The 22,031-nt window shown below is 44.1% G+C and carries 26 protein-coding genes; all 26 read right to left on the bottom strand.

Translation table 11 applies throughout. The features are described 5' to 3' along the window. Positions 1-3: 3 nt before the first annotated feature. The 26 genes from AC07KQ_RS14705 to AC07KQ_RS14580 all read right to left on the bottom strand — a co-directional run bounded on the left by AC07KQ_RS14705 (position 4) and on the right by AC07KQ_RS14580 (position 21,742). Positions 4-498, bottom strand: coding sequence for a hypothetical protein (locus tag AC07KQ_RS14705; RefSeq protein WP_480156681.1), 495 nt, complete (start codon positions 496-498; stop codon positions 4-6). A gap of 6 nt (positions 499-504) precedes the next feature. Beyond that, the gene (locus AC07KQ_RS14700; protein ID WP_480156680.1) at positions 505-1,338 is read right to left on the bottom strand and encodes a hypothetical protein; all 834 of its coding nucleotides are present in this window, start codon (positions 1,336-1,338) and stop codon (positions 505-507) included. Further along, positions 1,338-2,813: a phage tail protein gene (locus AC07KQ_RS14695; protein ID WP_289420803.1), complete on the bottom strand. Its 1,476-nt coding sequence runs from the start codon at positions 2,811-2,813 to the stop codon at positions 1,338-1,340. The genes AC07KQ_RS14700 and AC07KQ_RS14695 overlap by 1 nt, the downstream gene beginning before the upstream one ends. Position 2,814: 1 nt before the next feature. Beyond that, a complete protein-coding gene (locus tag AC07KQ_RS14690; RefSeq protein ID WP_289420804.1) occupies positions 2,815-3,528 on the bottom strand; it encodes a distal tail protein Dit in 714 nt (237 codons plus the stop codon). Further along, entirely contained in the window at positions 3,528-8,420 is a 4,893-nt protein-coding gene (locus AC07KQ_RS14685; RefSeq protein WP_480156679.1) for a phage tail tape measure protein, read from the bottom strand. The genes AC07KQ_RS14690 and AC07KQ_RS14685 overlap by 1 nt, the downstream gene beginning before the upstream one ends. Positions 8,421-8,542: 122 nt before the next feature. Next, on the bottom strand, positions 8,543-8,956 hold the full coding sequence (gpG, locus tag AC07KQ_RS14680; RefSeq protein ID WP_003661382.1) for a phage tail assembly chaperone G: 414 nt from the start codon (positions 8,954-8,956) through the stop codon (positions 8,543-8,545). Positions 8,957-9,026: 70 nt separating this feature from the next. Next, positions 9,027-9,215 (bottom strand): Ig-like domain-containing protein, encoded by a 189-nt coding sequence (locus AC07KQ_RS14675; protein WP_480156678.1) that lies wholly within the window; start codon positions 9,213-9,215, stop codon positions 9,027-9,029. Between the two features lie 53 nt (positions 9,216-9,268). Then, positions 9,269-9,889 (bottom strand): major tail protein, encoded by a 621-nt coding sequence (locus AC07KQ_RS14670; protein ID WP_366649642.1) that lies wholly within the window; start codon positions 9,887-9,889, stop codon positions 9,269-9,271. 33 nt (positions 9,890-9,922) lie between these two features. Next, positions 9,923-10,309: a phage tail protein gene (locus tag AC07KQ_RS14665; RefSeq protein WP_289430586.1), complete on the bottom strand. Its 387-nt coding sequence runs from the start codon at positions 10,307-10,309 to the stop codon at positions 9,923-9,925. Continuing rightward, positions 10,309-10,695, bottom strand: coding sequence for an HK97-gp10 family putative phage morphogenesis protein (locus AC07KQ_RS14660; protein ID WP_343515616.1), 387 nt, complete (start codon positions 10,693-10,695; stop codon positions 10,309-10,311). Before AC07KQ_RS14660 ends, AC07KQ_RS14665 begins: the two co-directional genes overlap by 1 nt. Then, positions 10,695-11,024: a head-tail adaptor protein gene (locus AC07KQ_RS14655; RefSeq protein WP_020752182.1), complete on the bottom strand. Its 330-nt coding sequence runs from the start codon at positions 11,022-11,024 to the stop codon at positions 10,695-10,697. Before AC07KQ_RS14655 ends, AC07KQ_RS14660 begins: the two co-directional genes overlap by 1 nt. Further along, a complete protein-coding gene (locus AC07KQ_RS14650) occupies positions 11,014-11,373 on the bottom strand; it encodes a head-tail connector protein (protein WP_045137010.1) in 360 nt (119 codons plus the stop codon). Before AC07KQ_RS14650 ends, AC07KQ_RS14655 begins: the two co-directional genes overlap by 11 nt. Before the next feature lie 10 nt (positions 11,374-11,383). Continuing rightward, positions 11,384-11,623: an Ig-like domain-containing protein gene (locus tag AC07KQ_RS14645; protein ID WP_404882216.1), complete on the bottom strand. Its 240-nt coding sequence runs from the start codon at positions 11,621-11,623 to the stop codon at positions 11,384-11,386. A gap of 17 nt (positions 11,624-11,640) precedes the next feature. Then, positions 11,641-12,843, bottom strand: coding sequence for a phage major capsid protein (locus AC07KQ_RS14640; RefSeq protein WP_480156677.1), 1,203 nt, complete (start codon positions 12,841-12,843; stop codon positions 11,641-11,643). 41 nt (positions 12,844-12,884) lie between these two features. Continuing rightward, the gene (locus tag AC07KQ_RS14635) at positions 12,885-13,514 is read right to left on the bottom strand and encodes an HK97 family phage prohead protease (protein ID WP_480156676.1); all 630 of its coding nucleotides are present in this window, start codon (positions 13,512-13,514) and stop codon (positions 12,885-12,887) included. Then, positions 13,468-14,721: a phage portal protein gene (locus tag AC07KQ_RS14630; protein ID WP_480156675.1), complete on the bottom strand. Its 1,254-nt coding sequence runs from the start codon at positions 14,719-14,721 to the stop codon at positions 13,468-13,470. The genes AC07KQ_RS14635 and AC07KQ_RS14630 overlap by 47 nt, the downstream gene beginning before the upstream one ends. A gap of 5 nt (positions 14,722-14,726) precedes the next feature. Continuing rightward, positions 14,727-14,918 carry a hypothetical protein gene (locus AC07KQ_RS14625; protein ID WP_003661399.1) on the bottom strand — a complete coding sequence of 64 codons (192 nt, stop codon included), beginning with the start codon at positions 14,916-14,918 and terminating at the stop codon, positions 14,727-14,729. 11 nt (positions 14,919-14,929) lie between these two features. After that, positions 14,930-16,642 (bottom strand): terminase large subunit, encoded by a 1,713-nt coding sequence (locus AC07KQ_RS14620; RefSeq protein WP_480156674.1) that lies wholly within the window; start codon positions 16,640-16,642, stop codon positions 14,930-14,932. Between the two features lie 21 nt (positions 16,643-16,663). Continuing rightward, positions 16,664-17,119, bottom strand: a complete 456-nt coding sequence (locus AC07KQ_RS14615; RefSeq protein ID WP_480156673.1) for a P27 family phage terminase small subunit — start codon at positions 17,117-17,119, stop codon at positions 16,664-16,666. A 200-nt stretch (positions 17,120-17,319) separates the two neighbouring features. Then, entirely contained in the window at positions 17,320-18,114 is a 795-nt protein-coding gene (locus AC07KQ_RS14610; RefSeq protein WP_480156672.1) for an HNH endonuclease, read from the bottom strand. Further along, positions 18,104-18,685, bottom strand: coding sequence for a hypothetical protein (locus AC07KQ_RS14605; protein WP_480156671.1), 582 nt, complete (start codon positions 18,683-18,685; stop codon positions 18,104-18,106). The genes AC07KQ_RS14610 and AC07KQ_RS14605 overlap by 11 nt, the downstream gene beginning before the upstream one ends. A 12-nt stretch (positions 18,686-18,697) precedes the next feature. Continuing rightward, a complete protein-coding gene (locus AC07KQ_RS14600; RefSeq protein WP_480156670.1) occupies positions 18,698-19,021 on the bottom strand; it encodes a hypothetical protein in 324 nt (107 codons plus the stop codon). A gap of 1 nt (position 19,022) precedes the next feature. Continuing rightward, on the bottom strand, positions 19,023-19,346 hold the full coding sequence (locus tag AC07KQ_RS14595) for a ribonucleoside-diphosphate reductase (protein ID WP_480156669.1): 324 nt from the start codon (positions 19,344-19,346) through the stop codon (positions 19,023-19,025). After that, positions 19,339-20,487, bottom strand: coding sequence for a GcrA family cell cycle regulator (locus tag AC07KQ_RS14590; RefSeq protein WP_480156668.1), 1,149 nt, complete (start codon positions 20,485-20,487; stop codon positions 19,339-19,341). Before AC07KQ_RS14590 ends, AC07KQ_RS14595 begins: the two co-directional genes overlap by 8 nt. A gap of 292 nt (positions 20,488-20,779) precedes the next feature. After that, a complete protein-coding gene (locus tag AC07KQ_RS14585; RefSeq protein ID WP_129531407.1) occupies positions 20,780-21,337 on the bottom strand; it encodes a hypothetical protein in 558 nt (185 codons plus the stop codon). Between the two features lie 3 nt (positions 21,338-21,340). Further along, positions 21,341-21,742, bottom strand: coding sequence for a hypothetical protein (locus AC07KQ_RS14580; protein WP_129531408.1), 402 nt, complete (start codon positions 21,740-21,742; stop codon positions 21,341-21,343). Positions 21,743-22,031: the final 289 nt, after the last annotated feature.

Genomic DNA, 22,031 nt, shown 5'->3' with positions numbered 1-22,031 from the left:
TTATCACTCCTTCTTCGTCACCACAGCAAGATCTTCAGCGCGCAATTCCAATGTACATTTACCGTCAATGATGTGATAATTGCCATTCTGCATTTTTTGAAAGGCACCGGTTTTGACGAATGTCAGCGCCTCACCTGCAATCGCAATCATGCTCTCATCGGTACCACTACTGATTACTTTTCCAGAAACGCTCTTATCATTGCCACCGCCAAACATACCCTCCGGCTCTGTGCCGATATGGTTAAGACCCAAACTGTCAGTTTGATAGTGAAGCGGTACAGTCGCATTGGTCTCAAGTTCCAGCGGTATACTTAAGCGAATTGATCCATCGCTGGCAGCGGTTCGGATAGCGATAGTTGACTGTTTGCTCACACTAACGCCATTATCGGCTGTTACGGCCAATGTATACTTATTATCCGGTTCGAGTCCTGTTATGACGGCACTTGTTTCTTTAACTGTCTTTGTTTGCTGTCCATCTTTGTAAATATCATATTGCACGTTTAATCACCGCCAATTCAACTTTGCCGATTGATCAGTAATTTCACTGGCCGTTAACTGACTTGGACTATCTGGCGCCTCCGGATTTTCAAGCGCTACTTCTCCGGAGCCGTTTTTAACCGCACCGCCAAAGTCAAACTTAATTGTTTTAAAACCATTGATTAAATAGAAGTTTCCATCAGGCTCAACTACTGGTGTCCCGGTCATTGCAAACTTCATCGGCATTTCTACTCTAACAGTATTGCTGTCTGGATAGCTAACAAATATTGATAACTGCACTTCGTTAATTTCGCCAAAGCCACCAGCAAAGTTCGTCCCAAGACCATCCGTTTCAGTTCCAATCGCGTTTTCGTAATAAGAGGCAGAAACACGCGGCGTATACCCTAGATTGTGTGTCAAGGTTGCCACAAAACCGCTGGGGACGCTTTTTGCCAACATTCCTTCAATGTTCTCTAGCCGATCATCTAAGTCAACATACGTACCATATGTTTTAGAGTCACGAGCAAGGATCACTTCACTATCCTTAGTGGCATTGGCAATCACCGTCTTGAACTGATCCTCGACATTGCTCTGTCGTTTTTCGACATCAGATTGCCTATCCTCAACGCCATTGAACGCCGAAACGACTCCGTTTAACTTGACACTAATCCATTCCACGAACAACGCAAGCGCTTCACGAACATCAACCCCATACTGCTTGTGACGAATCCAATCTGCAAGTTTAGAACTGGTTTTGTCCTCGACACCCTGATTGATTTCGTCTCTAATCTCATTCTCGTCTGGGATATGGTCGGGATCATTATATTGCGCTGTTGATTGTTTATCGTTTTCTTCGTTCATCAACCCTTCCCTCCTTTTTCTGTATTGCTATTATCTTCCAGCACCTTTATGCGTTCTTCCAACGTTGACAACGTTGCTCCGGTATCTGTCTTTTGAGCACCTTTAACTTCGCTAACTTCTTTATCTAATTCTTCGATGTCAGACGAAATACCACTTAGCTTAGTATCTATCTCGCCTAATGATTGCTTGATTGAGGCAATGTCAGCACTACTCAAGTCCGTCTGAAGCTTTTCGACTGTCCCTTGCAGATCAACGATCGATTTTTGGGCTTCCTGTGCTGTTTTGCTAAGTGACACAATAAGACTCGATTGTCCAATAACTGTTTGTTGAAGCTGACCATATAGACGCTGGTTTTTAATGTTTTCTGCTGCCGTCTCCACTGCATAATCAACGCCAGACTTAAACTTGTTTCCAATAACAAGTTCTGCATTTTGAGGTTGAATCAAGTCAAGTGTTTGCCCAACGATCCGCATCGTTTCATCTGTTTGGGTTGGTGGATTGATTACCCGGTTAAAGTTGTATACTTTGAAGTCTTCTGGAGCACGTCCAATTAAGGAGAGATCTAATGCTGTAACGGCAAACTTGCGTACAACCGGCCGCTGTTGACTAATCCATGAATTAACAGCATCTTGAAGTTGATCAGGTGTTTTAGCACTGTCAAATACTTGTACACCTTCAAGGACCCCGTATTTATTTATCAAATCAGGAATATCAACATACAGCGATTTTCCAGCGTCTGTTAAATTAACCCGAGTCTGAACTGACCCTTCGGGACTCGCGTTGTCTTTGACAGCTCCTAAAGGAACAACTCGTGTAATTATCCCAGTAGCGTCAGTTTCAGCCTTAATTGCTTGCAAATTGACGCCAAGACGAATGACTGTTTTGCCAACTTCACCTAGCTGTGACTTAACATCTAAAAAAAGTCCATTATTAGCAGAACGAACGCGGATATCATATCCTAATGTGGTAACCACAAAATCATGGAGCGTATCATACAAATCTTTTTCTGGAGTCGTTTCTAGGGTCTGTGGCTGGTTGGATTCTGGCATAACTCCAAGTTGCATTTGTTTAAATGAGTCAACTCGGGAATTGAACACATTAACTAGCTGTTCGATGATCGTAGCAGGCGTCCCAGTAAACGTTTGGTATCCGGGTACAACATCATGTAAGAATGCGAGTGCACCCTCACAAGTATAAGAACGTGTTACAGCACCAGTTTCGGCCATCTCATTAGTTGGAACCAAAACGCGACCGTCGAAAAGGACATCGCCCGTATCTATTCGGACAACCCGCACTCTTGTGACCATCGGCATTATCTCGTTATAACCGGGATTGTTAGGCAACATACTAAACGTAAATGACGGAATTGAATTGATATCTTTTTTAATTTCTGCGGACGTAAGCATTGTTTTACTGCCGCCAGGACGCATGATAACAATAGACTTGTCATTATTAATAATTGTGACTTGATACAAATTAGATCACCTCCCTGTGCCATGCGAATGAGATTTCTCCCGATCCAGTAACGGTAATCGTGTTTGTTCCTACCTCTAAGGGGATATCTTGTGATGTTCCTTGCGGAACTTTATACTCGATTTGTCCAACGCGCACAGTCAAATCCGCATTTGTGGTTATTTGCGGTGTTACAGTTGTCACGCTATTATTGATGAGTTCAAAACTCCGACCACCATTTATTTCAAAATCAACGTTCTGGGCAACACCATTATCGAAATCAAACGTGTCCCAATCGTCATCGCCTTCAAACTTGTTTGCAATCATGAATGGATAGCAAGTGAATACGACCGTTAGCTCTCCTGATCGAACATCGTCTTTTAAATCTGCTGCTTCTTGCAACTCGGCCAAAAAATGATAATCAGGCAACTTGTCGTCATAAAGTTCCGCTTTTGAATTACTTGAATACAGCCAATTGGCTATTTCTGTTTTTAATTCGTGCATTGAAACTTGATCATATCCGTATTTATTGACAACGTTTATGACATAGGTAACTTTGCGTTCGTTATAAGGCTGAACCCCACCAATTGTTGAAAAGTCATAGCTTTGGTTACTGAACGGCACTGACACAATCGTTTTAATCTTTGAAGGAAAGCCAATGTCGTGTGAAACAACATGAACATACGCACCGAAATCGCTCGGCCGTTTTCCTAAATACGTAAAGTCATGAAAAGGCATTAGCTTGTCACCCCTCTTGTTTGCAATTGAATTGCCTTGCCGTTTGCGTTGTTTAATATTGGCCCAACGACTTGGCCAAGAACCTTACCGTCAACAATTAGGTAGATCGGCCTGTCATTGTCTGGTTTAACGTTTGAAGCCAGTGCTTTGCCAAGGCGTTCAATCGTTTGGTCGGATAAAGTCATATTGTCGGTGATGCCGCTGACATTCACTGCACTTGGCGTCCGTGTTGCGAACGTTTTCGGATTCAATTGGTTTATTCTATTAGCAGCGCCTCCGAAGTCTGTTGTGCCACCAGCAAAACGTGGAATCGAGTAGTTTCTTGCGGACTGCATGGCAGTTTCAATTTTCGTATGCCGAGGAAGTGGTAAGGTAACGTCTCGCCCATATGCCACAAATTTTGCTCCATTTGGTAGCGTGACGACCTCTTGATAACGAGTGCCAGATGCGTCGTTAATAGTTGCTAATCCACCGGTAAAGTTTTGAGTGCCTCGTGCAAACTTGCCACTGTTCAAAAGTCGTTGTACAGCGGGATCAACATCTGCATTAATCACGAATGTTTTTGTGATGGTAGCATCGCCACCGAATGCAGCAACTGCATTGACGCCAATTTGTGACGCTTCTGATACTCCACTTGCATCCCCGTTAAATAATCTCATTAATGGATCTTTGCTATTGAACAGCAGAATGCTGCTTTGCCCTTTTGATGACTCGCTATTAACGCTCGACGAATCGCCTTTAAATGGCTTCAGCACTGGGTTAGTTCCATTAAATAAAATGATACTGCTTTGACCAGAATTAGACGCACCATTAACAGACGATGAATTACCATTGAAAAGCTTTAGACCCGGCAATACCTCGTTATACTTAACAATGCTTGATTGCCCAGAAGAAGACTCTGTCTTAACGCCACTGGAATTCCCATTAAAAAGCTTTAAGCCAGGTAGAACTTCGTTGTATTTCTGAATGCCCCCTTTGGCTTCTTCTGTTTTTACAAGCACATCAGTATTATTTGCTTTAAGTCCTTTTTCGTTGGGGTTCTTAAACAAATTGTATTGATCAATTGCAACTCCAGCTTTTTCTAATTTAGTACGAGCATCGGAATCGTTCATCAACAGACTTTTGGTAGAGTTTGGAAGGCTATTCCAAAGACCGTATTTAACAACCATATCGGCTAAGTCGGATTTGCCTTTGGTCTGCATAATAGCAGTTTTTTCTTCTATTGATAGGCCATTCCACTCGCCGGCTTTGATCATGGCCTGGACTAAGCCTGCAGAAGCTTTATCTTTAACGATTGCTTCTAGCTGGCCAAGAGTTAATCGATTCCAGTCATTTGCTTTATCAATAGCAGCTACCAAAGAGCTGGTATCGCCCTTTGCTACAGCCTGGATTTCTTTTGGCGTAAGTGTATTCCACAAATTTAGCTGATCGATAATATCAGCGATGTCTTGCTTACCAAAAGAAACTAGGGTTGCATATTTCTGCGTATTTGGAAGCTTGTTCCAAACTCCCATGTCAAAAAGGATGTCTTCAAGGTCTTTCTTGCCTTTAGCATTGACAATGGCTTCTTGAACTTTTAAGTCGAGCTTCTGCCACTCGCCGGTTTGCTGAAGTGAAGATACTAATGGCGCTGTTGCTTTATCTTTAACGATTGCTTCTTGCTGTTTCAAGGTGAGATTGTTCCAGTCTCCACTCTTGACTAAAGCATTTACTAAAGGCGTGTAATCGCCCTTCACAATTGCTTGCTGATCCTTAAGCGACAGACTATTCCAGGAAACAAACTTATCCATAATATCTGCAAGCTGTTCACGCCCCTGAGTACGGATAATTGCATTCTTTTCGGGAACGCTCAATTTCTGCCATTGTTTAGAAGAAGCAAGTGCTTCAACAATCATTTGCTTGGCATTAGAGGTGATCTTGGCATTCTTTAAATCGAATTTAAGTTGCTGCCAACCTTTTTTAGTGCTGGCCGTATCTTTCAACACTTCAGGAAGATTTGTCTTCACCTTCCCAGTCTTGGGATCAAAAACAAGACTATTCCAGTGATCACCGGCCTCTTGAGCAGCTTTACCAAATCCTTCAGTCGCGGCAGCAAAATCTCGGTTACTCTTAACCCCTTTGGCCATAGACTTCTCATAACTATTCATAGCAGATTCGGCTTGTGAGCTTGTCAGATGGAAGTCAGTTTGAAGTTCCGCTAGCATTTCCGAGCGCGATGTTCCTTGTGCTTTCATGGCTTGAATTGCGCCAGCATAGATGGCTTTCATTTTGCTCTGGTGATCTTTTTCTAAGCCTTCAAGTGCCGTGTTACGCATGGCAGCATCATTCTTGTACTCGGTGTTGATCTTGTCCTGTGCCGCCTTATAGGCACTGTTTTCTTTGTTAGAGGCGTTCCACATATCTTGATACTGCTCTAGGGCAGCACTCTTAGACATTCTAGTTCTCTCACCAAGAACAGCCTTGAGCACATTATTCTGTTGCGATCCAGAAATCTGTAGCGTCTTGACAGCCAGTGCGGCATTTTTACGACGGTAGTTATCCAACAGTTGATACTGGTCAGCCGTCATCTGTGCTCCGCTCTTGTTAAACGATGCAGTAATGGCTTGGGCCTTTTCGTTGTTGCTTTCCATCTCTTTGATTCGCTTAGCGTTAGCGGCTTTTTCCTTAGCGGCCTGCTTTTCAATGTTTTCTGCGGCTTCACCGCCGAGGCTCTTAGCCAATTTCTTCGCTGCTGTCTCAGACTGATCAGCGGCTTCTTTTGCAGCTTTTGTTAAATCGTCGAACCCTTTAGAGATCGTCTTAGCATTCTGGGTGACTGTGTGGTTTGTATCATCAAAAGCACCAGAAATTGCCCCAGAGGCATCTTTCATTTTGGAAGCAGATCGGTCGGCATCGGTGCCAATATCAGTGCCCCATCGTGAAGTTCTGTCAGCAGACTCAAGAGCCTTTTTGCCCCACAATTCCCAGATGGCTACACCGGCACCGACGACTGCTGTCACACCTAAAACAACTGGGACGATTGGCCCCAATGCCGCTAGCAATCCTGTTCCGCTCGCTGCGGCTCCGCCCATGGCTGCTCCCATTCCAGAAGTGCCTTCTGCCGCCGCTGCTGCGGCTGGTGCAACCTTCAATGCTTCAAAGGCTGTTTTACTAAAGCCAGACTTGAGCACGTCCATTGCAGTTCCGCCGAGCTTTGTGGCTGCAGATGCTCGCCCAATGACTCCCGCAATTCCAGATATTCCTTTGCTCAAAGCAGTAACAGGCTTAAGAGCCCCACCAATCAGAGAACTCACTGGCCCTACAACTGCCGCAAACGCTGCAAATTTGATAATGGTTTGTTGCGTGCCACTGTCCATTTTTGTAAAGGCATTGACAACATCGGTTGCTGTTTTGATAAGAGGAGTCAGCGTCGGTAGAAGTTTTTGACCTACTTCAATCCCTAAAACATGAATCGACTCTTGAAATCTCTTCAATTTGGCGGCATCCGTATTGTTTAACTGGTTAGCAATTTTGGCAGTTGTTCCGCTAGCATGCTCAGCTTCACTGGTATATTTGCGTAGCTCACCGCCACCTGCACTAATTAAGGCATTCATGCCGGCTTGCGCTTCAGTGCCAAAAGCCAACGCTACTGCAGAAGCACGTTGCTGGTCCGTCCACCCCTTAGTGTTATTCTTGATTTTGTCAAGAATCTCTGGAAGAGTTAAAGTTCCTTTTTTGAAATCAGCAACAGATATGCCTAATTCATTAAAGCCTTGACGATTTTGCTTAGAAGGCTTCAACAGTCGTGTTAAAGCACCACGTAATGCTGTGCCAGCAACTGATCCTTCAATCCCTTTGTTGCTCATAATACCAATAGCAGCCGCTGTTTCTTCGAGTGAAATACCAGCAGCATGAGCAGAAGGCCCGACATATGTCATTGCCTCGCCCATATCTTGGAACCCTGCTGCAGTAGCGTTTGCAATATAGGTAAGGGCATCTGTAACGCGAGACGTGTTTTTAAGCATGCCCGTTGTTGATTCTGTCTTTAGACCAAATTGCTCCAAAACGGATGTAGAAACATGCATAACATCGTTGAAGTCATCGCCAGACGCTTTTGCCGCATTGAGAACTGCAGGCATTGCGCCTAATGTTTGCGCAGCGGTATAGCCACGTTTGATCATTTCTGACATGCCATCGTTAATTGCAGCCGTGGAAACGCCATATTCAACCGACCACTTTTTAGATGCTGATGCTAGTTGATCAAGTTGCGCACGATACTTGGCAGTAATCGCACCCCCATTTGTTAGCAAGGGCCCCATCGCTTGAATTTGGCTGTTGAAATCAATAGCAGATTTAGCTGCTGCCACAAATCCAATGGCAATTGGAGCAGTTACTGCCTTGGTCATCGTTGATCCGAAACTAGTTAGCTTAGAGCTTGTCTTTTCGGTAACAGATGCAAACTTTGATGCACCGTTTGATACTTTAGTCCAGCCGTCACTTTGCAGCGCAATCTCTTTGCGTAAGGCCGCCATTCGATTTTCATTTTGAGCAGCAGCGGCAGCAGTCCGATTATACTGTGATGCAGCATTAGCTTGCAGCTTTGTAGCACGATTAATTTCTTCCTGCGATGCAGCCTCACTTTTATTAAGTCTTTCAACCGCTTTCGAATTTTCATCATACTGTTCTCGCTGTTTCTGAAGCTGAGCTTGGTAGTTCTTTGACTGGCGGCTCAATGTGTCATAGGTTGAACGCATGTTGTTGATAGACTTTTCAGAGCCCTTAAACGCAGCATCTTGAGCCCGCAACTCAGCAGCAGTTGCTTTAATTGAAGAGTTCAAAACTCGCTGGCTTACTTGAAACGGATCAATGTTCAAACTTACGGTAGCCGCAATTTGTCCGAGATTTCCTAACATGTTTTACCTCCTTTCATAGAACTAGAAAAGGAACGGAAAGGCCTTGTCGATCGTGGTCTCCCGTTCCTCGTAAATCTGGTTAAGCTTTTCAATATCGCGGAGCGTCATAGCATCAACGTCAGCTAATCGGTAGCCTTCAGAGAGCCTTGCTTTGTAGAAGTCGTCAAGGTTGCTAATGGCTTCTTTGACGTCCGCTTCGGTGATTTTTTTGCTGTGTCCTTCTTATCCTCTTCACCATCGCTTAGAGAATCGCCAATGGCATCATTGATTGAATCCAACGATTTCAAAGAAATAGACGAGCCATCAATAACATCATCGGTAGTAAACTGGTTTTTCCAGAAATCAACCGCAAATTTGGCTAAGTTTTTCTCGTTCTCATCGTAATCATCGTTTGAAGGGCCATCTTTACGGTTTAGCATGCGCAGCTGTTGTTGCTGCACTTTTAAGGCGTTCGTAGTATCACGTAATGTTGGCTCTCCATTTCGTGTGAACACGCACGTTTCGCCTTTGATATTTAGTTTAATTTGATATGCCATGCTTAATCTCCTTAGGTATAAGCCGCCCGCTGTTCGCGTATTGTGCATTTACAAGGCGACGAATTCATTGCTAAGCCACAGTTACAGTTGCGGTGGAAGTTTTACCACCATCGTCAGTTGTGACTGTTACGGTTGCAGACCCTGCCTTTACACCAGCCACAGTCCCATCACTGGAAACGGTGGCAACTGTGGGATCTGACGTTTTGAAAGTAACTTGTTTATTTGCGGCATCAGCCGGATTAATTTGCACTTTTAGCACTGTAGATGCGCCAACCGCAAGGTTAATCGAACTGTTCTCAAAGCTGACACCGACTACACTTTTGGGACAGTAGTTGAGACAATAGTCGCGTCTTTAGCTTCCTTAGGGAATACATAGCCGTGGAAGGTATCAAAATTGAATCCATCGTTGTCTTCACGACCAATCAACACAACATTGCCAGTGTCTTGGTCACCACGAGGAATAAATGAGCCTTCGATGCTGTCAGCACTTGGATCTGGTGTGCCGTCAACAGTCTTGGTATCAACCCCAGGAAGTGAGAACATTCCCTTGAGCATACCAACCCAAACGTACTTGCCATTTGAAAGCTTCGTGCGGAATAAAGTTGCGGCGTAATTAGGGCTAAGATTCTTTGGATATACTTCAACCCCATTAACAACCTTAATGCCAAATAAATCAGACTTCATAACGGAATCAACATCGTACATTTCGATTGTTTCGGTTGCTTCTGTGATGCCACCAGAAAGAATCAAGTACGGGCCGTCATCAGCGGACAACGTCTTTTGCTCTGTTTTAATATCCAATTTCACACTAGATAAGCCTTGAATCTTTCGTGTTTTTTGTACAAAGTCGTCATCACCGACAACCCCGTATTCAAAGGCCGAAGCCCCAAATTTTGCTAACTTCTTATTAGTTGTTACAGCAGTCTCTGCCATATTAAAAATCCTCCTTTAGGAAATTAAAAAGGACTAGCCAATCGGCAGTCCTTGAAACTGAAAGTATCCTGTTGTCATGCGAAGGGCTGGGGTATCACCATCAACGTAGGAGTTGCGATAATACCTTTCCCAGCCAGCCGCGTGTAGTGCTTGATATATCTGTGTTTCTATCTTTTCTTGTTGATCCCAGTCCGTTATACCCACCCAAAAATCTACTTGTACTTTCGGATACTCTAGGATTCTAGAATCGTCAGCATAATAAGCAGCATCACCGGGCAAATAAGTGATTCTCACCCATGGAGCTAAACTTTCAGGAGTTACGCTAGTCTGGTTATTGAAGTCTGGAGTGCCTATATACACCTTGTCAGCAATATCCAAATTGGCTGACAGGATGTCATAAACACGTTTTTCAGGTGCCATTACATCCCGCCTTCCTTCAAGTGACTTAGGAAAGCAGCAATAACAACTGGCCGCATGACTTCTTGGGTTTCTTCAATGAAATGTTGCGGATCCTGCATTGAAGTGCCCGAGTTTGGAAAGTGAGCACGCCAGCCAGTATCTTTACCATATCCAACGTCTACTTCTGTTACACCACTCGTTTCACGGACACTTGAAAGCTGAATGTCATCTTTCAGATGTCCCTTCATATCAGTTTCACCATTCCACTCAGGCGTTTTGCTTTTTAGCTTGTCGGCAAACTTCTGTGCGCCATCTCGGACAGCCGCTCGAGCTTCTTTTGCAACTCCAAATTGGAGCTTGTTAAGATTAGCAAGCAGTTCAGCATCCCCTGTGACTTTTACGCCCATCAGCTCACCGCCTTTGCCGTAATCGTTGTCAGATCACGCCTCTCGTAATCAGGATCAAGCCCTGTGATTTGATATTCATTACCACGCCATTGAATTCTCCAAGTTGGTTGGATTTCCTCTGCGGTCAAAAATCGTACTAAAAAAGTCGGGCTGTCTTTGCGAGTGCCCAACTTCGTCTGTGGATCATTTGCTTCTCTGATTGGTACCTTAGGAACTTCCGCCCAAACCGTCATATGCTTAACGAGCACACCATCAACCGGAACTCCGTTAACCTTTTTTGACTCATAGCTGACGAACGCAATTCTTTCAGTCATTCGATTAGTGCGCATCAGGATCACCATCCTCTTCCGGCAATTCTGAGCGAAGCTGATTGATAATATTTGTGGTTGATGTTTGCAATGGAAAGCGCATGACTTCAGCACCCATACCTCGGTAGTCATAGTCTTCCTTCACTTGCTTCATGAGCGCTGTGAAGAAACGATCCCGAGTTTCTGGATTGCTTAGAAATTGTTCCGGATTTGATCCAAAGCTAATAGCCGAACTGATTTCACCACAAGCGTCATGCACCAGTTGCATAATCATTGGGTCTTCGATTGTCTGATCAACTTTCAAGTACATTTTCAGAACCTGAAACTGTTCATCAGTCAGTGGGCTTTTGTCAAACTTAGTATCTTCCAATAGTAGTCACCTACCCGGCGTTAACAGTAACAGCAAGCGCTGAGCTGATGCCATTAGTGCTAAATGTGATTGTCGCTGTGCCCGCTGTCAGATTGGTAATAGTGTAGACACCATCGGACTTCTTAACAACCGTAGCGACTTTTTCATTGCTCGACACAGCTTTAACTGCTTGAGGAGCGCCATCAGGAGTGACTGTCACCGTGATATCTTTTGTGGCACCGACACCACCCGTGAACGTTTTCTGGCTCAAAGTCACTCCGTCAGGCGTTACACTTTTGGGGTGTATGTGAGGAAGTAGCCAGCTTTTTGATCAGCAGCAGCTACACCAAAGCGCATGCCAGCTTGTAAATATTGGCCGTAAATCTGATCATCAATCCAGCGAACCATGAAGTCTGCGCGGTTAGCAAACAGAATTGCCCGCTTGATGTCACCCAAAAAGGCGTGTGCTTCGCCTGCTGCACCCAAAGTATCATCAGATACAACAACAATCGGCATACCAAGAACGCTCTTGCCAGACGGGGTCAAGATGCTATCTTGTAGCAAGTAGCGGCCATTGCCATCTTTAACTGTGTCCAAGAAATTGTAGAAACTCTGTGAAGCAATAATTACACGAGAATATGCAGGGTCTAGATCAACGTTATTAATATGCTTCAAATCATCAACGCTAGAGATCGTCTTGGCAGTGAATCCTTTCAGTAGAGTTGCAACAGCACCGTTGGTCGTATTGACCTTAATTTGTTGTGCGTTCTGGGCAATCAGACCAACCAAATCAATTGCGGAGTCGTCAATAGATTCCTGTGACACTGGAAGAGCCTGACGATACGTTTCAACAGACCAGTCGATCGATTTGAAGTTCGGTTTTGCCATTGCTGGGTTCTTTTCCAACTCGGCAACAGTAGCCATCTTGGTTGTAGCATTTGCAACTGTTGGGTAAGTGCCCTTTTGTGTAGAAGCTTGGAATACGTTCGTGAAAGGTTTCAGATCAACAACAGTCTGCAATTCACGTTGCGGGTTGTTGATAATGGTTTCCGGAATGGTCGCGGCCGCATCTGCTGACTTAACACCTGCATTTACAGCATCACTGGCATCCGTAGGACTGCCACGAAAAATCGCAAATTCACCAGCTTCTGTCTTTTCAAAATTGACGCCATCAGTATTACGACCACGAGTATGCAAATAAGCATTCAGTGCATCGCGATAGCTATGCTCTTCCGGGTGACTGGGATTCTTCCCACTCGGCTGTTCATTGCCTTTCAACGCAGCCTCGTATAAGTCACGTTTTTCTTCAAGATCTTTGATATCTTTGCCAGCTTTATCATACTTGGCACGAACGCCTTCTGCCTTCTTCAGGTTTTCCTCGGAATCTTCACCTTCAAGTAAAGAACGAAGTTCTGTCTTCATAGCTGGCAACGCTGAACGCTTTTCATCAAGTTGCTTTTTAACAGCAGCTAATTTTTCATCTAAAGTCATCTAGTGACCCTCCTTATTTTTTGTATAAAAATAGGCACTGATTATTCAATGCCTTTGAGCAAGTCCTCTTTATTTAATTGATAAAGCATCTTACGCCGCTTAAGTTCCCATTCTGGCGGCTGATCTAGCGCTTTTATCTGTTCCAACGATCGTGCTCCGACCTTTACCTCAGTATCCGGATATGCTGGCGTGGTTACTGGAGAGACATCAAACAAATGATCAATATTGTTAATAGTGCGGTCATACTTCACACCACGTTCATTAGATTTTTGCCACTTCTGTGCATCTTTGTCTGGTGCAATCGTGAATGCAAAACTTGACTGGCTGATGATTCCCTGACGAACATTTTCTAACAAATCACGCCCAAGCTGTGTATCTGGAGGTGTCAACGTATATTTGAGCCCCGTTTCATCAACCGTCAGCTCTAAATTGACTCCCGTGCGGCCTAACACTTGGTTCTGGTCATGATTAAATAGCGCAACAACATTACTCATGTCCGCATTGTCCAGTGCGTGTGGGTCAATGTGTTCGCGGAAACTCAGCTCACCACTGCCCATAATCTCGGATTGTCTGTCGAACTTAAGGGCATAGCCCTCAATAACGGCAGGATGATCATCATCACCATCACGAATTTGCATTGGTGCCGCTGCCATTCTGATTTCCTTTGGCATTAGTATCACCTCCCTTCAATTCTGCTGCATGCTGAGCTTGATAAGCTTCCTTTTGATCAAGAAATACTGTGTTAAGTGTCGACTGAATACGATCCATGTTCGGGTCTTTTAACGGTTTCTTTCCAAGCTCCGCACGTCCCTCGTTTCCAGTCCACAGTCCCCCATTAACTGCTGTATTTACGTCATCAATCGGCAATCCGTTTACTGATTTTGTGTCGAATCCTATGCAATATTGGTGCCGTTGCGCGTCATCAAGCAGCTTTAGTTCAAACTCACTTGTAATCGGTTCAAAGTAAAATGGAAGATCATTGCGAATATAGTCATCAGCAAGCTGTTTAACTGACTGATTGGGACTGTTTTGGGCTAATCGATACGCTGGCACCCGCAAAGCCTTCGCAATCTGCGCTGTTGAATAGTTATTGCTGTTAATCAGATTAAGAACGTTGGTATCAACTTCCAACGGCTGATAATCCATCGTTGCGTCAACTATAATTGGCGATCCAGCATCAGCACCTGCCTGTGCCCTTTCAAAATCTTCACGAATCTTCTGGCGTGCTTCGGCGGACAGGCGACTCTCCTTTGCTTTGATAATTGAGCCTTTCAAGCCGCTCTTGAAGAACTTCTGTAACGTTGAAACGCCTGACTCCTGCAGTCCAATTTCATCACCAAGCGACAACAGCGGTGAGCGCCCCATGATTGTGTCGTATGAGAAAAACTTCCAGTGAATGACGTCCTCAAATCCGCATATTTTTTGCATACTAGAGTTGTAAGGCGTGAAACGGTAGATGATGTTATCGGGGTCGCTTGTGTCCACCTGCGTTTGTGATGGGGCATAGAACTCAAACATAGCTGGTTCGTTGGTTATCGGATCGCGCACAATACGCGAATAAGCATTGCCAGTCAAAATTGCATTGACCATCATGGAAAATTTCCACTGATAAGCCGACAGCCGCTTGTTTACCTTTGTATTCATCAAGTATTCAATATTGGCTAAGTCAACAACCTCATCGGTTGAGCTGTCCGTGATTACTAGCGGAAAACGACTAACATCACCGGAAACAATTGATACAGCCGTAAGCACGTCAGAATTCCGTAAGGCAGAAATGCCAAGATACCCGCCTCGAAATGATGGAATTACTCCAGAATCAAGCAAATGATCTGCCCAGTGAGGGTCCACTTCGGTTGCCAATCCTCGAAATAGCTTCATTCATCTCACCTCCCTTCGTTATCAGGAAGCAACAGAATAAAGGCGAGAACAAACAACAAGCCGCCGCAAACCATGAATCCAGTAGGCCTATTGATCAAAAAAGCCCCATATCCAGCTAAAATGAAACCTAAAACAGTGGCAATTCCAGCCATATTTGCGCCAAGAATTCTGAAAAAGTTAGCTAGTTTTCCATTCACGTTCTCACCTCCTAAAAGCCAAAGTCGTCACTAAACACACGGTCGTCGTCCAAATAGTTGTCCAAGTCTTCCTTAAAAGCGATGGCATAAGCATCAAGCGTGGCATCAATCATGTCTATTTTGTTAGCATACTTATTCTTATTAATACGGACGCCGTTGTTGTCAGACATTATAACCGCGTTCATTGCGGCGGCCTGCATAATGCGATTATCTGAATGCTTTATGCGACCACCTATAACATCATCGCGGAACTGCTTAGTTGGCATTGACAGTGTCAGCGTTCCTTGTCGCACCTGTACCATCGGCCACTCAGGATGATTCTTCTCAATTGCCGTTAGCATTGGTCCAAATTGATAAGGGTCGTACATGATACCTTGAACATCTAAGTCATTACGTTCAATGAAGTCTTCGAGCCATTCATATACCCGATCGTTGTCAATGATACCTGACTCTAAGCTGCTGATCTCGCCTTCGCCGTGTTGTTCAGCAGCCAAGTAGTCAATCCGATCCGTCTTGATTTTGTTATCGATGCCACCTTTTGAAGCAACAAATGCATAACCATCAAGCCACCACCAGCCCTCCTGGGGGATTAGCCAAGAAATAGCGAATAGATCGCTTGTACGACCGACATCGATGCCAATCCATGCTCTTTGCCCGCGAATATCAGGTTTGTCGGTCAGCTCTGCCGCTTTCCAAGCGTCGAAATCTAGATAACTGTCTTCTGTAGCCTGTCGCCAAATATTGAAGTTTTTGACCAATTTAGCGTTTAGACTGCCATCAGCACGAGCTTGAGCTAACTTAGTCGTCAGATAATCACTGATTTGGCCGTGTAAGGTATCAACGTCAAGTAGCGGATTCGATTTGATCCAAGAATTGGGGTCATCAACCTCTTGTACGTTGTCTTGTTCAGCAATGAATGCAAAATAGCGTTCTGCCTTTTCTTCACCGGACAACACCTTTTTGGCATACGGATAATTTTGTTGAAACATCGGCACGTTCATGTCGAATCCAGCCGTTGAAATGATGAACGTCAGATAACTAGGCAGTAACACCTGCCCTGAGGCAAGGGTTTCAATCATATCTGTTGTTTTAGCGTTGGCATATTCGTCAACCACCGCAACGTGGGGTTCATAGCCATCGACAAGTCCTGTATCACGAGAGAATGAACGAATTGTTGACCCGTCGTCTAAATTGACAAGTTCATCTCGCGTAATCTTAACCATTCGTTTGATACCAGGGTCTTTCCGCATGAGCGCACGTAATCGGTCTTTGACCATTCCGAATACAATGCCGGCCTGCTTGCGATCATTAGCAGCGGTATATAATTGCCGTTTGTTGGCTGGATTCTTTCCGAACAGAAACTCATACAGAATGACGCCAGAAATCAAAAGCGACTTACCGTTTTTTCGTGCCATCGAAATGAACACATCGGTAAATCGCCTTATATTTGAATCATCTTTATCAACCCAGCCATATATACTGCCAATAATGAATTTCTGAAACGGTGCTAATGGTTGTGGTTTCCCACTTTTTGGTTCTGGCAGAATTTCCATAAACTTAACTGCCTTTCCCGCTAGATTTGGATCATAACGCCATCGCCAATCTGTTCGTTTCAAGTCTTCTTGATGCCGTTTCACCGCGAGATTAACTGCCTTAGAGGTAATAAGACGACCGTCCAGCACACGTTTTATGAAATTAGGCACTGGATCCTTAAATTTTGACAACCAACATCACCTCCATCGCAGTCAGCCAAAAGTATCAATGATTGAATCATTTTTCTGTGCTTCGGTCTTAGGCATGCTCATCTGCATCCGGCTATTGACATTAAGACCAAGATCACTGGCTAGACTTTTAATATTTGCCGTTGCTTTATTCAATATGCCAACGTATGCATAATACTCATCTTGATCTCCATTCTTTAAAGCCAGCTTCATGTTGACCGATGTGTTTTTATAAACCGAATACCATGTGCAATAATTTTCCAACTCGGCGCGATCGAGATTTCTAAGTGGTAAGGTCCCCAAAGATGCGATGATTCGCTTGTATTCTTGTTTTGCGACTGGGTCAAGATGATTAGGAGGTGTTACCTGAAGTTTCGGAATGCCATCTTTGGCCATCAATTCCGCATGTAGCTTGGCTTCCTGCCGTTCTTTGGTCAAATCACCCTTCGACATTTGCAACACTTTGTATTTTCCAGCCATTTCCCACTTCACCTCCTAATATCTATATAAAATGGGTCTTATTGACCTCCTACCCCCTAAAAATCGTTACAATTTGGGGTGCAAAAAAGAGGCCGACCGTTCTTCCGTTCTAAAAAATGTAACCCCCGATAAAAATGGAAGGGGGGTATAGCCGTTTCCAGCCCGTTAAGTCGCCCGATAAATTATCGAAAATCTGTTTTTTAACTTTTTATTTCTTTGAATTTTTTAAATTTGTTTTGTGATTTCAATTCATCAAGTTTGTTCATCGCTTTGATGAGTTGACTCACATCTCGACCTTGCTTAGACAGTCTCTGCATGCATGTGTCTCGGTCAGTGTCGATGAGTATGTGTTCGACATCTCGACTAGCAAACAACGTGTCTAGCTTCTCATCTGGATATGTCATGACTAACCATACATGGTCGAAGGTCTGCTCTGCTTTAAGCTTCCGCAGTATCAGCTCATAGATTAGCTGCACATAATCATTGGCGTCTATATTGCCCTGATGTAATGGCAGGCCTGTTAACGCCGTCATTAGGTGGTCGTAATCAAAGACGAGGTCATGCTGTCCTTGATGTCGCTTGACGTACGTTGACTTGCCACTTGCTGGATAGCCAACGATTACTGTAATCTTCATGGCTCGATGCTGTCCCTTCTTACGCTTGGTTGTCTCACGTCTCGTCTTCCAATAGTGGCAGTCCCTGCATAAAGCCTGCAGATTATCCGCGTTCGTGCGGTCTTCCCAGTCATCTTCGCTTGGAACAATATGATCAACTAATGATGCTTGCAGGCCACAGCGTTGGCATAAACTGTTGTCTCTAATCAATATCTGCTCACGCAGCTGCTTCCATTCATTACTGTGATAGAACTTAAGGTAGTCCGATTGCTGATCATTCCGCACACGGTTGTACTGCCTATCCGCCTCCGATCTAACACGAGCATTGGCATCAACCAATTGCGGTCTGCCATTTATAAAGGCGAGCTTCTTACTTGGCATGGATATCATTCTTAAAGAGATCAGGTCCCATCGCAGACCCCTGAGCGATTCCTTCGCGGTGATCCCCCTTTAAATATTCGATTTTATACGCCTGGATAACATGATCTGTTGCCGCTGGATCTTTTGTATGCCAGTCAAGTGAAACGCTAACGAGCCCTGTATCTGATCTATCAATCCGTTTGCCATCAACCCAAACACAAGGCACATCATTAATGTCATCGAATTCGATACGAACATGTGGAGTGCTTGTGCGCTGCCATAACTGCTCCTGCTTTTGCTGAAAGTCGTTCAGTGCTTTGTCTTGATCTGCAATGAATGATTCGCTGAATCCTGCATGATCTGGTATCTCAACGTCTTCGATATCAGGCAACTTAGCATCACATAGACCATACGCAGTTAAGGTTGGCGAAACTTCCGGTGTCGCGTCAGCCTTGATGTTTTCGACCGCGTTCTTGATCTTGTCAAGTTTGGCCATAAGCGGATCGGTGTTTGCATCAATCGTAACGGTTATCTTATCGGTTCCTTTTTTACCTAATAAGTGTTCTTTCAGTCGTTTCACTACTTTAAGCATGTGCGATTCCTCCTAAGATAATATGATTGTCGAATAGGAACCGTTACCGTCAATATTTAGACTAGTAACATCCCATCCTGATTTCGTTAGCAAACTGATTACTTCATTAACAACTGCTGGATTGTACTTGGCAACGCCAATTGAGATTGGGGATGTAGTATTAATTCCTTGATTAATGGCTTCGTTAACTTCGGCAATCAGACTGTCTTTGTATTTCTTAGTTGCATTGGCACGAGTTGGCAGGGATCCTTCCATTTTTGGTAGCACTGGTGCTGGTGGAGGCAACTGGCGGTGAGACAATTGCCTACTTTGGCCTTTAGCATTATCGAATAGCATGCTATCCCTCCGTGTATTGTTTGATCTTGTCAACACGCAAGTCGCACCACGTTTCGTGGGTACCGTCTGCTTTATATACCGTTACGACTGGGAACGATTGATAGCCTAGCTTGCGGAACCGTTCAATGTCACGCTCGTCGGCTGTTATGGTTGACACCGGCATGATCTGCTTTAGCTTCATCGCTGTATGGCGACATTTCTGACATTTCGGTTTCGTGTAAATTACAGCTTGCATACGTGTTTCTTCTCTCGATAGTTTCTCAATGATTGCTTGCTCTGTCTGGCTTACATATCCGTAACCGACTCGCTTCATTGCATTAGACATAGTAGATCGCCCTCGTGTCATGATCGCTGTATTCGACCAGCTCAAACGTTTTGTGGGCAACAACCCCGAGGTCATCAGTCCAGCGGTCATTAGGTTTTCTCGTTGATACCTGACGCTGAACGAATCCTCCCAAGTCTTTACTCATCTCGCTATGAAGGTGACCGGTAAAAAGCTCGCGGTTCTGTGCTGTGCCTAACATGAAGCCGAACTCATCGAGGTATTTTGCAAGGTAGTTGTTCTTACCTTTATCACCATGAGTGGCGCCAATGAAGTTATGGCCTAACATTGTGCCTTTGTAATGATTCAGTGATATGTCCCAAGTAATGTTTGTCTGTTTGCTGTAGGCACGTTTCAATAGACGTGCGAACATATACCCAACTGACGGATCATGATTACCGGCACAATACATGACCTCACACTCATTGGCATTCTTAATGATTGCTTCAATCAGTGTCTCGAAGTATTGCTCCATTTCGTTCACAGTCTCGCCTAGGTCAGTTGTTTCGAGCTGTGTGCCCTTTGCTGTGGTTGAGTTGATATTGTCCACGTGAGCTAGATCACCGCCCAGAATGAGCAATATTTTGGCGTAGTGGCCGCGTTGAATGATCTCTAGCTGCCGTTTAAGAGATTCAGCATAGACGTCGAATGTGTGACCGTTGAAATGCGTGTCAAAAGCAGGAATGACCAGATAACGATCTGATTCCACAAAAATAGGAGCCTTAGCTTGGTATGGCTCCTTGTGTGTGATGATGTCATTCATCAATGATTCATATTGTTCCGCCTCAACTAGCGGCCTGATCTGTATCTTGCTTTGATACAATGTCGCTTCAGGTGTTTGCTTCCAGAAGTTGCTTGTGGCACGTACAAGCTCCCACTTGGTGTAATCATACCCGTGAGCTTCTAAAACCTCTCTAGGCGTCATTTTGTTGCCCCTGACAACCTTTAGAATGGTTTCACTGGACTGTGTGCCGTCTGAATCGTATTCATTCTTCAATGGCTTTTGGAACTCGATGCCAAGCCGTCTTGCTTTGCCTTGAAGCGCATCGTAGCTAATCCCTAGCTTGTCTGCCGTCTCACGTCTGGTAAAGCCTTCAGAGGCGAGCTTCCTAATGTCACTGATCTGTTCATCTGTCCATTGCATCTACTCGCCTCCTAAAATATAATGTCTGTGAGCAGTAGCTTTGCTTCCCAAAATCGATCGCTACTGCTAAATTTCATTTTTTCCATTCCTTTGGCTCTCGGTCCTCCAACCGAGGGCTTTTTTATGTGCCTATTATAAGTATTGTGTTACAATGACTTAGTGAGTTCATTCTCACACTCCAAAAAGTGATTGGCCTTCGTTTTCCCAGAGCGAGGGCTTTTTTGTTGCACAAAAATAGCACTTCACCGTTTGGCGGAGTGCCACTAGTTATGCATCATAATAATCTTTTATACTATTTCCATAAATGAATAATTATTGTGATTGCTGCTGTGACTAATATTGAAGATATCGTTAATCCTATTCCTATCACCCAACATAATATTCTTATGATCTTGGTTGTAAAAGTATTTTCAACCGAATCCTTTGTAGCTAAGGGTTCCGTCTTGTCTTCTAAATCTTTTTTCAAATTAGTTTCTAAATCATTAAGAGATTTCATTGTTTCTTTGTGCAGTTCGTCAATATGGCTTATCAGATAGTCCACGTTTTTCTCTAAATCATCTGTTTTTTGTTCTACTGCGGTCTTTCCAGATGACATATTAATCGCTCCAGTTTCCTTTGAATTAATTTCCATTGATATACTATCTGGCTTACTATCTTCATTAGCAGTAAGTGTTGATTGCATTGAAATCAGTTTGTCGCCAGTTTTAAATGCGTAAGCTGATCCAAATGAAATTGATCCAGTAATTGCTACAGCCTCAAGTGTCAAGGCAACTGCTTTTCCAAACGTTTTATGGCGTGAATTTACTCTGCTGGATTCTACAGTGATTGAAGATGTTTCCAACATTTCCATAAGCTACTCTGCAGACCCAACATATACTGTCCAGAATTTCTGCTCCTTAAGCAATTTTCCATCAAGATAGAAGCGAATAATATGAACTCCAACCGATTTAAAAACTGCATTTCGAATTCCAAAATTAAAAACAAATCCGCCTAAAAAGTTTTGGAGAGACGATAATCCATTTTCGATGTTTGCGATAGCCTTATCGCCCTCAAGCACTTCAAGTTTAACGCTATGTCGAATGCTATAATCAAGGCCATGTGTCAGAACCGATACATTAAAACTTAATGCAGTCTCCTTTAACGGCATAGCTAAAACTAGGGTTGGGCCAACAATCTTTGGAACATTGACGTTAGGGCCTAGTTCAAGTCCCTCGGATAAAACGATTTGTGCATTTACAGATGTCTCATTTGTCATAAAGATATCACCTCAAAAAAATAGTACTCCATTTGGAACTGGAATACTACATTGAGGTGATATCTGCGCTTCATATGTCTGCTGCTCGCTCTCCCAGTGTCAGATGGGGTCATCGCAAGCTGTGTCCGGTCGCTAAACTGGACAATGTGGCATGCGGGAATCGAACCCGCCTGACTATCACGGTCAGTCCATTTGCCACGCCTTGCCACAGCTTTATCATCACTGAGGCTCGGAGGAAAAACGCGGTGTCTTAGGTTTCTCACCTTTGGCACAATACCATCATATGACG

The organism is Lacticaseibacillus sp. YLM2-1 (assembly GCF_056583465.1).
Note: the sequence above shows the minus strand (reverse complement) of the source record. Positions and strands in the feature narration are given on the sequence as shown.